Source organism: Acinetobacter sp. 25-47-130 (assembly GCF_056779705.1).
This window is the reverse complement of record NZ_JBWYII010000001.1, coordinates 641,991-653,448: the sequence shown is the minus strand read 5'-3', so window position 1 is coordinate 653,448 and position 11,458 is coordinate 641,991. Positions and strand designations below refer to the sequence as shown.

19 protein-coding genes are annotated in these 11,458 nt (G+C 42.9%); 1 reads left to right on the top strand and 18 read right to left on the bottom strand.

What is annotated here, in order from left to right:
- Nucleotides 1-76: 76 nt before the first annotated feature.
- Nucleotides 77-1,009 (bottom strand): phage antirepressor N-terminal domain-containing protein, encoded by a 933-nt coding sequence (locus tag AC1M83_RS03275; protein WP_481590004.1) that lies wholly within the window; start codon nt 1,007-1,009, stop codon nt 77-79.
- A gap of 82 nt (nt 1,010-1,091) precedes the next feature.
- On the bottom strand, nt 1,092-1,244 hold the full coding sequence (locus tag AC1M83_RS03270) for a toxin-antitoxin system HicB family antitoxin (protein ID WP_481590003.1): 153 nt from the start codon (nt 1,242-1,244) through the stop codon (nt 1,092-1,094).
- A gap of 108 nt (nt 1,245-1,352) precedes the next feature.
- On the opposite strand from AC1M83_RS03270, the gene AC1M83_RS03265 reads away from it, so the two are divergent.
- On the top strand, nt 1,353-1,604 hold the full coding sequence (locus tag AC1M83_RS03265) for an Arc family DNA-binding protein (RefSeq protein ID WP_481590002.1): 252 nt from the start codon (nt 1,353-1,355) through the stop codon (nt 1,602-1,604).
- Between the two features lie 35 nt (nt 1,605-1,639).
- On the opposite strand, the gene AC1M83_RS03260 is transcribed toward AC1M83_RS03265, so the two are convergent.
- The 16 genes from AC1M83_RS03260 to AC1M83_RS03185 all read right to left on the bottom strand — a co-directional run bounded on the left by AC1M83_RS03260 (nt 1,640) and on the right by AC1M83_RS03185 (nt 11,456).
- On the bottom strand, nt 1,640-2,410 hold the full coding sequence (locus AC1M83_RS03260) for a hypothetical protein (RefSeq protein WP_481590001.1): 771 nt from the start codon (nt 2,408-2,410) through the stop codon (nt 1,640-1,642).
- A 73-nt stretch (nt 2,411-2,483) separates the two neighbouring features.
- Nucleotides 2,484-2,717 (bottom strand): hypothetical protein, encoded by a 234-nt coding sequence (locus tag AC1M83_RS03255; RefSeq protein ID WP_481590056.1) that lies wholly within the window; start codon nt 2,715-2,717, stop codon nt 2,484-2,486.
- A gap of 26 nt (nt 2,718-2,743) precedes the next feature.
- A complete protein-coding gene (locus tag AC1M83_RS03250; protein WP_481590000.1) occupies nt 2,744-3,064 on the bottom strand; it encodes a hypothetical protein in 321 nt (106 codons plus the stop codon).
- A gap of 6 nt (nt 3,065-3,070) precedes the next feature.
- Nucleotides 3,071-3,832, bottom strand: coding sequence for a hypothetical protein (locus tag AC1M83_RS03245; protein ID WP_481589999.1), 762 nt, complete (start codon nt 3,830-3,832; stop codon nt 3,071-3,073).
- Between the two features lie 59 nt (nt 3,833-3,891).
- Nucleotides 3,892-4,332, bottom strand: coding sequence for a hypothetical protein (locus AC1M83_RS03240; RefSeq protein WP_481589998.1), 441 nt, complete (start codon nt 4,330-4,332; stop codon nt 3,892-3,894).
- A complete protein-coding gene (locus tag AC1M83_RS03235; RefSeq protein ID WP_481589997.1) occupies nt 4,325-4,807 on the bottom strand; it encodes a hypothetical protein in 483 nt (160 codons plus the stop codon). The genes AC1M83_RS03240 and AC1M83_RS03235 overlap by 8 nt, the downstream gene beginning before the upstream one ends.
- 7 nt (nt 4,808-4,814) lie before the next feature.
- Nucleotides 4,815-5,003: a hypothetical protein gene (locus AC1M83_RS03230; protein ID WP_481589996.1), complete on the bottom strand. Its 189-nt coding sequence runs from the start codon at nt 5,001-5,003 to the stop codon at nt 4,815-4,817.
- A gap of 9 nt (nt 5,004-5,012) precedes the next feature.
- Nucleotides 5,013-5,396 carry a DUF4054 domain-containing protein gene (locus AC1M83_RS03225; protein WP_179998030.1) on the bottom strand — a complete coding sequence of 128 codons (384 nt, stop codon included), beginning with the start codon at nt 5,394-5,396 and terminating at the stop codon, nt 5,013-5,015.
- A gap of 8 nt (nt 5,397-5,404) precedes the next feature.
- Nucleotides 5,405-5,791: a hypothetical protein gene (locus AC1M83_RS03220; protein WP_481589995.1), complete on the bottom strand. Its 387-nt coding sequence runs from the start codon at nt 5,789-5,791 to the stop codon at nt 5,405-5,407.
- Nucleotides 5,792-5,804: 13 nt separating this feature from the next.
- Nucleotides 5,805-6,800 carry a DUF2184 domain-containing protein gene (locus AC1M83_RS03215; RefSeq protein ID WP_481589994.1) on the bottom strand — a complete coding sequence of 332 codons (996 nt, stop codon included), beginning with the start codon at nt 6,798-6,800 and terminating at the stop codon, nt 5,805-5,807.
- Between the two features lie 6 nt (nt 6,801-6,806).
- The gene (locus tag AC1M83_RS03210; RefSeq protein WP_481589993.1) at nt 6,807-7,277 is read right to left on the bottom strand and encodes a structural cement protein Gp24; all 471 of its coding nucleotides are present in this window, start codon (nt 7,275-7,277) and stop codon (nt 6,807-6,809) included.
- A gap of 14 nt (nt 7,278-7,291) precedes the next feature.
- Nucleotides 7,292-8,476, bottom strand: coding sequence for a DUF2213 domain-containing protein (locus AC1M83_RS03205; protein WP_481589992.1), 1,185 nt, complete (start codon nt 8,474-8,476; stop codon nt 7,292-7,294).
- Nucleotides 8,477-8,479: 3 nt separating this feature from the next.
- The gene (locus AC1M83_RS03200; protein ID WP_481589991.1) at nt 8,480-8,896 is read right to left on the bottom strand and encodes a hypothetical protein; all 417 of its coding nucleotides are present in this window, start codon (nt 8,894-8,896) and stop codon (nt 8,480-8,482) included.
- 73 nt (nt 8,897-8,969) lie between these two features.
- Nucleotides 8,970-9,266: a hypothetical protein gene (locus AC1M83_RS03195; protein WP_481589990.1), complete on the bottom strand. Its 297-nt coding sequence runs from the start codon at nt 9,264-9,266 to the stop codon at nt 8,970-8,972.
- Nucleotides 9,267-9,313: 47 nt separating this feature from the next.
- A complete protein-coding gene (locus AC1M83_RS03190) occupies nt 9,314-10,123 on the bottom strand; it encodes a phage head morphogenesis protein (protein ID WP_481589989.1) in 810 nt (269 codons plus the stop codon).
- Nucleotides 10,098-11,456 carry a DUF1073 domain-containing protein gene (locus AC1M83_RS03185; RefSeq protein ID WP_481589988.1) on the bottom strand — a complete coding sequence of 453 codons (1,359 nt, stop codon included), beginning with the start codon at nt 11,454-11,456 and terminating at the stop codon, nt 10,098-10,100. Before AC1M83_RS03185 ends, AC1M83_RS03190 begins: the two co-directional genes overlap by 26 nt.
- Nucleotides 11,457-11,458: the final 2 nt, after the last annotated feature.

The window sequence follows — 11,458 nt, the reverse complement described above, 5'->3', positions numbered from 1 at the left end:
AAAAAAACCGCCGTGAGGCGGTTGTAGTCAGTCAAGGTATGGTGAAAATCACCACACCTTCGAATTTTTTTTAGGGTTATTTAACTAGGCGTTCCATAGCATTTTGCATAATTAAAGGGAGCTGCTCTTTTGAAACTAAATCTGTACGATTCACCAATTCTGGGATTTTATTAGACTCAATCATCACGGCGTTTTCGGGCACAAGGTCAATAGCAAACCCACCCTGATAATTCAGTTTTACAGTCATTTGCTTGCCTTGAAGTATCTCCGACATTAATGCCTGAGCAACTTGTTCAGGATTAAAGGATGGATGTTCAGGCATTTTTCCACCTAAGCGTTTAACCTCGGCTTCCAAATTCTTTTGGTACTCAATCAAACGATACTGTAAAACGCCGTGACAATTCTGAATAGCATTTACATCTACTGGGGCGTGAGATTGGTATTTATCGAAAGTCAAAATTAATCCATGAACATACTCGACCGCATCATCCAAGTTTTCTAATGGTATTTCGTCAATGTGATCAACATTAAATCGCTGTTGAACCATGATATACGCATCTGAAAAGTTGATTTTCACACGCGATACTAAGTTTGATACAGCATGACGTAAGTTCTCACGATCTTTAGGAGTTGTTTTACGTGGATTAACAGCCTTACCTTTAGCCCAATAATCCCAAAGTACATCGTCGCATTCCTCTTGATACTTAATAACCGTGTCTCGAAGTTCAGGTTTTACTTTGTTTGGGCTAATAGTCATAAGCCAGCCAAATAACTTTTTAACTGGCAAACACGTCATAAGACGATCTTTACCATCATTTGCAACTATTGTGATTTCCACAATGGTTGAAGCGAAGCGCTGTTTTAGCTTCACAAATTGAGAACCCCAGTCTAAACCCATGCCATCAACAATAGGCTTCATAGGTGTGTATGGTTGCCCATTATGCTCAACTAAAAATAATTCAGCATTGTGGAAAGGTACTGTGATTTGTTGTAAACTCATAGTTGTCATAACTATTTTCCTTTATGGTTAATAGGCAACTAAACCTTGTGATATGTGAGAGTTGAACAAGGTTTTTTTGTGCCTGTTGATTTCATGCTTTCGCATTCTCTTGGTCAAGTAAAAGTTCAACTGCTTTGTTGATTAAATAATTCATTGAACGGTCTTCCTTTACAGCCTTTTCTTTTAGTTGCTTGTGCAACTCAGGTGGAATTCGTACTGCTACCTGTGTATCTGAACGTGCCATTTAAATCTCCAATAAAGCACCGTGATCACATTAAAGCACACTGCTTTATTGATGTAAAGCACAGTGATGCAATATTATTCTTTATATCACTAGCAGAGTCTTTCGTACATGGCACGTAACGATCCACAAATGAACCTCCGTGTACCCATGGAGTTAAAAGAACGTATTGAAAAAGCAGCTCTTGAAAATGGTAGAACCATTACAGCGGAGGCGGTCTATCGCCTTGAAGAAAGCTTTTCTCAAAACCTATCTGCTGTTGAAAAAATACCTACCGAAGTTCTAATGATGGAACTTGCTAGTCGTATGAAAGGTTATAGCCTTACCGTGGAAGAGGTTGCGCGCATTAAAAAAGCACCCTAAGGTGCTTCTTTAAGTAAGTTTCAAAACTATGGGAGTTACTGTTTTGTTCCTAAGTACAGTACTGCGTTCTGTCTATTACTATTTTCTGCCACTGCATAAAGTGATTTAATTGATGAATCATAATAAACCACACCCTTTACAGACTGTCCCGCTAAGAGACAAGGTGAATAACCAAAAGCTAAATCAACATTGTAGTAAGGTGCATTTTCTTCAACTGCTATTTTCCCCGTGAACGTACAGCCACTTTGTCCCTTACCTGAAATCACACCCGTATTTGAAATTGTTAAGGTTGCTTCTTCAATACCTTCAACTATCGCTGATTGACCTATATAAGATCCTGCGATTGTCGTGAGATTGGCTACCGAGTTATTTAATTCAGCATCATATAAAGTGTCAAATGTAACCTGATTTGAAGGCGTATAAGTGATCGTTCCATTTAGGCTCTTTTTAGTTTCAAAAGTACCATCAATAGATGTGTCGTAAACTGCACTACCACCAAAATAAAAGTCTTTCCCTTTTATCGCTTTTACTGTGTTACCAGAAACAGTTAAATCACCAGTCATGAAGCCAGTAATTCCGTTAGAATAAGGTGGTGTATATAGAAACCAGAATTTATTATTTTTATCTACCAACCCAATAACATTTTGCGCTTGATTGGTCTTGCCAGTGTAAACACCAGTGATTTCAGCATTAGCTACAGGTGTTTTATCTCCCTCATTATTAGAAGAAGATGAATCACCCCCGCCACCTCCACCACAAGCAGCCAAAGTGAAAGCTAAAAAACTCACCCCTAATACTTTTTTCATGGTTATATCCAAGTTGTTATAAAGTTCCCGCAAACTTTAACCAACAAAAAAACTTAAATCAATCAGGGCAGCCTTAGCCACCCTGAGGAAAGTTCTGCAGATCCGCAAACAGATCATCATCATCACTTTGCGTATCATCTGAACCAGTACTGTCTTCAATCCCCATAAATGCCTCAAGGATCCGACACAGACGCTGAATGCCAACATGGCTGGGAGGACACTGCTTGTGATACGCATTCAATGCTTTGACTCTTGAGAAATCCAATTCATTACGCACATAGTCGTAATCCTTGCCCAATGTCAGCACCAAATGCGTGTACAGCTCCTCCCAGTCTATTCCCCCGAATCAGTGGCCTGCTCGTCTTCACCTGTATAAACCAGACCAGAAGCCCCCATGACCGTTTCAAATACGGCGTTCACGTGACCAATATCAAGTAGTTCATCAGCAATAAATTCGCGGGTAATGTCAGGATAGTTACGCTTTAAAGAACTATGTGCTACATCTGCCACTAAAGCAAAGTCACTTGGATCAAAGGTTTTAAGCTTTGGCATCAGCTTTTCCGCAGCACCCAAGGATAACGGCGCAAAAATCCAAATCTGGCCATTAATTTTAAGCGGATTACCACGTGGGTTTTCGACCTGGTTAAATTGCATATGGTATTACTCCGAAGTAGTCCATTTGAACACACGGCCTAAATCATCGGCCATTGGCTGGAATTCAAACTCAGGTAGATCGTAATCATCCTGTTTTGAGCTAAACGCAAGCTTATTGCTGACACAGCGGAAGAATTCAATTCCAAAGAATTTACCTTTGTAATCACGCATCAGATCAACACTGAATTCAGGCGTATAACCCATATCCAAGTTGCTTACGATACCTGATTTGGCACCTGCCACCGTCGCTGTGTATTTAAAGCTGATAAATACCGTTTTACCCACATCAGCTGCTGCAAAGGTATAAACGCCTGTCGCTTCATCCACACTGTATTGACCTGCAACTGGTGCACTCGCCACACGCTTTAAAGGAACTGCTTTGGAATCAGTCACACCTAAATCCTTCATGAATGTACCGCTGTTCGGAACGATTGGTGTTACTGACGCTGCAACGACTTCGCCATTGATGGTTTGAGCGACTGCAGTAATACCACCCTCAGCGACCACGCCACCAAAGAAAATGGAATTCAGTAATGCGCCGTTGATGCGACCCATGGTTGCTTTACACTTAATCGAACCTTTACCGCGTGCGGCATCCACGGCGAACTGACCACGGCCATAGAGTTCTTTTAAGTCATAGCTGATATCAACTGACGTTGACTGCAGTACGCCCACTTCAACGGGTGTGCCATTGGTGATTGGATTACCGTGCACATCCTGTAATGGTGTGGCAAAGATTTTACCGGCACCAAATAAATATTGAGCCATATCGACCTCTTAAAAATGAAAAACCGCCGTATTGGCGGTCATGGAATTTATGAATTGCTTTAGGTGGTGGTAAGGATCCGAATCGGAATGATGGCAATACCTTGGTCATCAAGCATGTTTTCCACTGCTTCAAAAACTTCGATCGTGCCCTCGATCCAGCAATGTTCAACCAATCCCCCTAAGGTTTGGTATTCGCAGATGTCAGGATGGTCTGGTGAAATTCTCGCTCTCACCTCATCAATCATCTGATTTAACTGCACGCTCGGCGGTATCGATGGATCTGATTCATGAATGTAAACGTACACTTCCGCTTCAAGCTCAACCTTGGCATCCAAGCCTTTCACAGGTGCTTCCGTTTGATTCCCTTGCGTCACAAATAACGCTGGGCGCTGTTCGGGTGTAACATGGTTAAAATGCTTCAAGCGTCGACTGGTGGTTTTAATCCCATCAATACATGAAAGTCGGTCAAACAATGCCTGGTAAATGGCTTCACTATTCATTGCTCAGTCCCCTTTCAATTGCAGCATCAATATTTTTCGGTACGATCTTCGCCACTTCATCCAATGAATCACGCATAAAACGGCGTTCTTCAAAGTCTGCTTTACGCGAATGAGCCTTAATCATGATTTGACGAGGTGTAATCGGCTGACCAAAGACTTTCTTGATTGTACGCAAATGCGCCTTAATGGCCATCGCACCTTTAAGCCCAAATTCATGAGCAAAGGCATACGGTACCAAGGCACCACCAGCTCCGACTGTACCCTCGATCCAGTCCTTATCCTCTTCCACCTTGGATGAAACGGATCCTCTTAAACGCCCAGACTGCACATTCAAACGCTGACCTGTCAGCATGTCTTCCTGAATGGTGCGCTGAAGTTTAAGTGTGAGTGCATTTACCGTGCGCCGTATTTCAACACGTACACGTTCATTGACCTCGTTAAAATCAACATCAGCATCAACACGGTAATCACTCATACATCACCTACTTTGCAGCAGTTTCCTTTTTAGGTTCTGCTTTGGTTTCAACCGCACGTTTAAAACCATGCGGTGCCAGGATGTGTGCAATATCGGTATCCGACTCAATCACACCTTTTTCAACCTTGTATGTGGTGCCTGCAATTTCAAGCGAAGTCGCTTTAAAGTTTTCAGGCGCTTGATACTTAAATGACATGCCTTGCTCCTAAACAACGAAAGCACCAACACCGATACGATTGGGATTGGTTCCATCATTGCCAACTGGAATTGAATTTTTTAATGCCAGGTAACGCTGACCATAAATACTTTGGTTATAAAATGCATCGGTACCCGAACGTGAAAAACTCACGCTCTGACCTGCAATAGTCATACTTGATGCATCTGAAAAGCTGTTACCAGACTTTGATTTATGTGCAACTCTGAGAATATGTGCTGCATATAGACCCACAGCACGTTCTTTCAGATCACCAAATTCAAGCGCCGTTACAACAAGACCAGCTTCTTCTAATGCATCGGCAATTTCAGCATCAGAAGTATTTAATAATGTTGTGTCGTACTTAAACTTTAATTTAAAAGCTTGTGGGTCCATAGTTCACCTTATTCAGTGGCTTGAGCAAGTTTTTCTTGCAGCTGCTCAAGGGTTTCATCTTCAGCAAAGGTGATTTCAAGATCAGTCAGTGCTTTACGCACATCATCAATCGTGAGCTCAGCAGTTTTGGATTCATCCTTGCCTTTCCCTTCATCAGTTTTACCTGATTGAGCGCCTTTACCACGACCTGAAGCAGGTTTTGAATCACCAACTTCTGCAATTTCTTCAATGCTTAGCTCAGCAACATCAATCAAATGCTTTGCAAACTTATTTTTTTGAAGTGCTTTGTGGTGATTGGCTTCAACTACTACGGCGATACCTTTAGGTAAAGTCACCAGGCCTGCAAAAACAAAAGCGGCATTAGAGCCGCTGTATGTGTATGAATATTTAGCCATGAGATTTTAATCCTTATGCATGATCAAGGTAACGAAGTGAATCAACACGCTTCAACCAAACGCCCTGGTATTTGTAGTGACCAGGTACAAGCACATCTAAGCCTTTTGGTTGCGCCGTCAGGAACTCAACGCTGTTACCTTTGAATTGAATACATGATGGATCACGGCGATAGATGATCGAACGGTCAGCGCCTGCAGTACCTTTGCCGTTACCACGGCCAGAACCACGAATAGTCAATGGCTTACCCTGAGTGGTGAAGATGTTGTTTTCTTCAATGTACTTCAGGAATGTTTTACCGCCTGAGTTTGGTACCACACGTGTTGAAAGGTGTGTGTACTGCGCTGATGCCATCAAGTAGGTATCAGGCTCAATAGAAGCATCACCGTCAAACAGGTTTGCTGAGTCAGCCAGCGAATTATTGAAGTCAGATAAAACTTCTTCAATGGTCGCTGTAGCCCAATCGTGCTGACCTGTCACGATGGTAACGCCTGTTTGGTTCAAGAAGCCATTCACTTGTTCAAGCTGTCCACTGGCATTCGCTTTGATGTAACCGTACCAAGCGACATTTGACATGTGCTTTTCAGCAGCTAAGTTTGCAGCCTGAACTTTATCCGCTTCAAGCGTGAGGTTCATTTGCTGTGCGGTCGCCAATTCAACCACTGAATATTGGTAGCCAATCACACCGACTTTCACTGGTAGGCTTACAGTATCGTATTCAACTTCTGCAAGCGGAATATCATCACCTGTACCAGCATAGTCTTCGCCGATACCCACGCCTTTTTTACGAGACAGAATTTCACCACCACCATAAACCGCATTTACATTGGTCACTGGGATGAACTTGGCGTAGTCAAGGACCTGTGCAAGCTGTGGTGTAATTTCGTTTTGTTCTTCGATCTTTATGAAGAGCTGTGCCAATGCATCCATGTTGAACGCATCGCCAACTTGTGCCTGAATGGCATGTGAAATCGGCGTTAAACGCGCTTTCATTTTTGCTAATTTGCTCATGTGTTATTAAGCTCCACGAAGATTAAGAAGGGCTAAACCATCGGCACCTGTCACGGTTTCCCATGCTGCACCTGGAAATACTGTTCCGTCAGTTGCTGAGCTCGACAAAGAACCCAACGGCGCTGCTGTGGTACCGTTTGCAGTTTTTACATAAACCGCAGCAGTAATGTCGGTGATCGGCGCTATAGGCTTGACCCAAATTGCACCTTCAAACATCACAGGCAACATATCAGCCGCTTTATAGGCTTCTTTACCAGCCGCCGTTTTGCCTGTCTTACCAACACCGTGGCGTACCACTACTCCAAAACGTGTCGGTGTAGCGCCTGCCACAGCCGTTACAGATTTGCCATCAGTCGTGCGGACAACCACATCACCGTCATTGACTAAAGTCAGACCTGAAAGCGGTAATGACAGTACAACTTCTTTGGTAGTTAAACGGCCACGCTGACCTACCACCGCATTTAATTGCTGAACCATGATTCAAGTTCCCCTTAAATTGTTTTGTATGCAGCAGACTTGTCATAACCCTTATTTTCTTTAGGGTCTTGACCTTGGTTTTGCTGTTGTTGCTGTTGATGTAATGCATCACCGACTGCATTGCCTGGTGTGGTCGACTTCACTGCTGACAGTGCACGGAATACCGTGTCGATCTTTTCAGGATTCGCATCACCTACGGCGACACCACCTAGTACGGCAGTCACCAATGCATCGCCTGCTTTGGCTGCAATCACATCACGTTTAATTTGTTCACATGAACAACCTTCAGTTTTGATACCTGGTACCAATGCAACGGCGTCCGCAACCACTGACGCACGTTCAGCTACGACCTGATCAAGCTTTTCAGGAGTGATTTGGTTTTTCTCGAGATCACCTACTTTTTGCTTAAGTTCTGCGTTTTCAGTCTGCAAGGTATCAACCACTGCTTGTACAGCTGGCAATTCATCACCAATGGCAAATTGTTTGTCACCGACTTTGAGTTTTGCTGCTTTTAAATTTTCAAGCTGGTCTTCTTGTTGCTTTACAGCATCTGCTAGCGCTTGGTTATCACCAATCTCAAAGCGAATACCGTTTACTTTAATTTCCATCTTTTTCCCCTTTGGGTTTGGTTTATGGTCACCGACGCGACAATCACCGCCACAGCGACCGTATTTCACCAGCGCCACGTGATTGCCTTTAAAATTGATAAATTTGGCTTGATACGGCTTACCATCTGGCGCCGTGCCTTGTTCAAGGACAAGATCAGCCGCATAGCCTAATGAGATCTCAACGCGCTCATTGTTTTGGATTAAACCGATACTGTTCTGATCTTTAATGATCAGATCACCGACCAAGAAATCACCCTCTTGGCGCACATTGAAACATTCACCAATGTGGTATTCCTTCCAGTTGGAAGCATTGATTTCATTCTTAGGTGGGTGATAGTCCGTTGTGTCTACGCCGTCGAATCCTTTAATGACTTCAGGTTTGAATAGGTCCTCAGCTGCCACATAGACATTGATGACCTGATCCGCTGAATAGCCTTCCAAATTTGGAAATTCATAGGCGTAGTACTGACGAACTTGCGGTGCTTTGGCCAAACGTACATTGACGCATTTCAGATACCCTTCTTGAGTAAATGAGCGTGTACTTTCGCTTGGTGCAAAGTCCCCAATTTTGAGTTGGTAAATGAGTTTCATGAGTTAATGACTCAGCTTTTGTAAGATTCCGCATAAAAGAAGCGCACAAGCTACGATTGCCGCCATGTGTAAAATGCACAATCCAAACAATCCTGAGTCATTATTTGGCTCAGATTCTCCAATTTTTTCCAATGTTGGAGGTGGTACAAATTCAGATTTAAACTCAGGTTGCTTAGGTGGGTTTCGGGCATTAAAAAAGGGCTTTTTAGCCCTTATTTCTTCCGCTTTCTTTTGTATGTTATTAGCAATGATTTCTAAATCTATTCGATCCGTACGATTACTAAAATCTGGATAAATCTGACAGACCGAATAACCACCCTGCATTACATCCCAATCCGTTTCTGACTTGGATACTGCTTTTTTGTTTTGAGCTTCCAGACGGCGATAAAAACGCTCTTTGGAAAATTTCTTTTTTCGCATGACATCACCTTTCTGTGGGCAATAAAAAACCCACCGAAGTGGGTTAAATTAGATAAAACAACAAGTGACTTTACTATTGATCTTTAAGCGAATTCATCATTACCGAAGCATCTGCTGCCCAACACTCTAAAGCACAATCTTTATCAAATTTACTTAAACCAATCCCTTCACAACAATTTTTAGTCACTTGTAGAATTTCAATTGAATCCATATTCAATAGCAACTCGATATCGAAGTTTGATTCTTTAAAAACATCAAATAAAGGCTGAAAGTGGGGATCAACCACATCCATAGAAAGATACTTTCCAATCCATTTATTTGCTCTATTTTTTACATCCAACAAAATATCTAGTTTTTGGTCTTGATGCATCTGTAATCCCCTGCATATCGAAAGATACTTTAAATCAAACTATTGAATCAGTCGATCAAAATATCCTCATAATTCGGCAACGCCGTGCATCGACATCCAATCTTTTGACCAGGATGACCACCCTTAGGCGGTGTATCCCATCGAAAGGTTTTGCCATGATGGCTGGCACATAACGGACGCACACGATCATCGTTAGAATCTTGCCAATCGTATGTTTCTACACCCATGGATTCCTGACGTTTCTTATTGATTGCGCCGTTGATCTTGCCCATCTGATCACGTGCAATGAGTCGTGCACGAATATCCGTACTATGACCCAGCTTTTTAATTTCCTGAGCCAATTCTTCATTGGTCTGGCCTGTCTGCAAGGCATTCATCACCAATGCTTCAAGTTTATCGGTATATTGACTTGGAATAGACTTAATCAGCGAAACGTTTGCAGCAATCTGATTATCGATTTCATCCTGAATATCAGCACCACGGAAAAACGGCGTAAGGTCCACACCAAGAATGGTTTTGGTATGACTGGCAATCTGCTTATCCACTTCCTTGCTGGTATCCATGACGACCTTAGTGGCCAAAGATACCGACACATCCATGGTGTACTTGATCATCTTTTCACGTAACGCCGTGAATAGATCTGTCACCCAGCTATCACCAATGTTTTGCCCTACCGTAGGCAAAACAAAATCCTTTGTTTGGTCTTGGCAAAATTTGGAGATTCCCAAAAGCTGACGTATATAGAAAAGTTCTATACGGCGATTGACCTTAACTGCCTTAGGCTTAGCCTTGCGCCCTTTCTTACTTTTTTTGATCTGCTGAATTTGAGGCTTAAGGATCTGTATGATCGTCGTCATTTGGCTTCACCATGGTTTCCAGCAATTTGATGTGTTTTTCATCAATGACTGAATAAACGCCGTCGATATTAAGCTGACGAGCGATCTGCGGTTCAGTGATGATGCCCATATTGAGATACTTTTCATCGCGCTCAGCATTGGCTTTTTCCACTTCTGCACGGACTTTCGCATCCAATTGCCAAAGCGGATTAAAAACAACATCAATCTCAGGTATTTGACGCCCAAACGTGGACTGACAGATCACAGCGAGAAACTTCATCAAGATCGGCTTAAGGTCCCATTCCTGCTTAGTAGCAATCGAGTCGTAATAATTACGAGTGTCATGCTCACCAGTGGCATTCATACCTGCGGGTGACTGGCCAAACAGAATCGTATATGGGATATCTGCGGCACCCGCCGTCTGGACAGAGAATTCACGCATCATGTCAGGCAAGCCGCCGAAACTATACGTTTTTGATTCGTACTTTTCTTCAGCATCAAGGACTAACATACCGTTTAGGCTTTTCATCAGCCCCACAGACATGAAACGTTCCATGACGCCTTTCATATCCTCTCTAATCTTATCGACCAAGTTCGGCGTTTGAATGACATCAATCTTTGATTCATGAATAAGGCTAGCAGATCCACGCTTCACGCTGGCATGATCCAGCAGATCCTCATAGACTTCTTGCAGAATGCTTTGAGGTTCTTCATTCACCACATCAGCATGAGCAATGCGAATTAGACGAGTATGGTGAATGCGCTTTTTCGCTTCATTCCCCATTTTCATTTCGTAAAATTCAGGCTGTTTTAGCAGCCCACAGCATGCCGACGGCGGCAAATAACTGTTTTTATCCGCCGTGATGTATTTCTTTTTAACGACCGTAAAGAATTCCAAACGCCCTTGACCGAGTTTAGAAATATCTAAAGGTTGGTCTAAGGCAGCGCCGTCAGCCGTTCCAAGCAGGATATACACAACGCCGTAGAGGCGAGACAGGATTAAGCCTGATAAAAGCACATGCTCTAAGTGAAATGCCTTACACGCTTCCTCAAGGCGTTTTAAATCATCACCTTGAATGCCTTCATAGAACCATCCAGCACGCAGCATGTCAGATGCAGGGCGATTGACAATACGGCGTGCAAGCCAATTCTGATACACCGCTTCAAGTTGATCATCGTCAATGTCTTTACGGACGAACTTGCCACCTGTGGCTTTGTCACGCTCGGTACCAATATTGGATACCAAATTGGTATATGCACCAGCATCACCAATAGCGTTGATTGCCTGTTTTACTGCATCTGCTACAAGCGTTTTAATTTTACCGCCTGTATCAGACTTTTTATCTTTAGCCATAA

Excerpts from the sequence above, each read along its gene's own strand:
- AC1M83_RS03230 (WP_481589996.1), bottom strand. The coding sequence starts at position 5,003 with ATGTCATTTAAGTATCAAGCGCCTGAAAACTTTAAAGCGACTTCGCTT.
- AC1M83_RS03210 (WP_481589993.1), bottom strand. The coding sequence starts at position 7,277 with ATGGTTCAGCAATTAAATGCGGTGGTAGGTCAGCGTGGCCGTTTAACT.
- AC1M83_RS03265 (WP_481590002.1), top strand. The coding sequence starts at position 1,353 with ATGGCACGTAACGATCCACAAATGAACCTCCGTGTACCCATGGAGTTA.
- AC1M83_RS03190 (WP_481589989.1), bottom strand. The coding sequence starts at position 10,123 with ATGACGACGATCATACAGATCCTTAAGCCTCAAATTCAGCAGATCAAA.
- AC1M83_RS03215 (WP_481589994.1), bottom strand. The coding sequence starts at position 6,800 with ATGAGCAAATTAGCAAAAATGAAAGCGCGTTTAACGCCGATTTCACAT.
- AC1M83_RS03240 (WP_481589998.1), bottom strand. The coding sequence starts at position 4,332 with ATGAATAGTGAAGCCATTTACCAGGCATTGTTTGACCGACTTTCATGT.
- AC1M83_RS03205 (WP_481589992.1), bottom strand. The coding sequence starts at position 8,476 with ATGAAACTCATTTACCAACTCAAAATTGGGGACTTTGCACCAAGCGAA.
- AC1M83_RS03250 (WP_481590000.1), bottom strand. The coding sequence starts at position 3,064 with ATGCAATTTAACCAGGTCGAAAACCCACGTGGTAATCCGCTTAAAATT.
- AC1M83_RS03235 (WP_481589997.1), bottom strand. The coding sequence starts at position 4,807 with ATGAGTGATTACCGTGTTGATGCTGATGTTGATTTTAACGAGGTCAAT.
- AC1M83_RS03270 (WP_481590003.1), bottom strand. The coding sequence starts at position 1,244 with ATGGCACGTTCAGATACACAGGTAGCAGTACGAATTCCACCTGAGTTG.
- AC1M83_RS03260 (WP_481590001.1), bottom strand. The coding sequence starts at position 2,410 with ATGAAAAAAGTATTAGGGGTGAGTTTTTTAGCTTTCACTTTGGCTGCT.
- AC1M83_RS03185 (WP_481589988.1), bottom strand. The coding sequence starts at position 11,456 with ATGGCTAAAGATAAAAAGTCTGATACAGGCGGTAAAATTAAAACGCTT.
- AC1M83_RS03220 (WP_481589995.1), bottom strand. The coding sequence starts at position 5,791 with ATGGCTAAATATTCATACACATACAGCGGCTCTAATGCCGCTTTTGTT.
- AC1M83_RS03275 (WP_481590004.1), bottom strand. The coding sequence starts at position 1,009 with ATGACAACTATGAGTTTACAACAAATCACAGTACCTTTCCACAATGCT.
- AC1M83_RS03245 (WP_481589999.1), bottom strand. The coding sequence starts at position 3,832 with ATGGCTCAATATTTATTTGGTGCCGGTAAAATCTTTGCCACACCATTA.
- AC1M83_RS03195 (WP_481589990.1), bottom strand. The coding sequence starts at position 9,266 with ATGCATCAAGACCAAAAACTAGATATTTTGTTGGATGTAAAAAATAGA.
- AC1M83_RS03200 (WP_481589991.1), bottom strand. The coding sequence starts at position 8,896 with ATGCGAAAAAAGAAATTTTCCAAAGAGCGTTTTTATCGCCGTCTGGAA.
- AC1M83_RS03225 (WP_179998030.1), bottom strand. The coding sequence starts at position 5,396 with ATGGACCCACAAGCTTTTAAATTAAAGTTTAAGTACGACACAACATTA.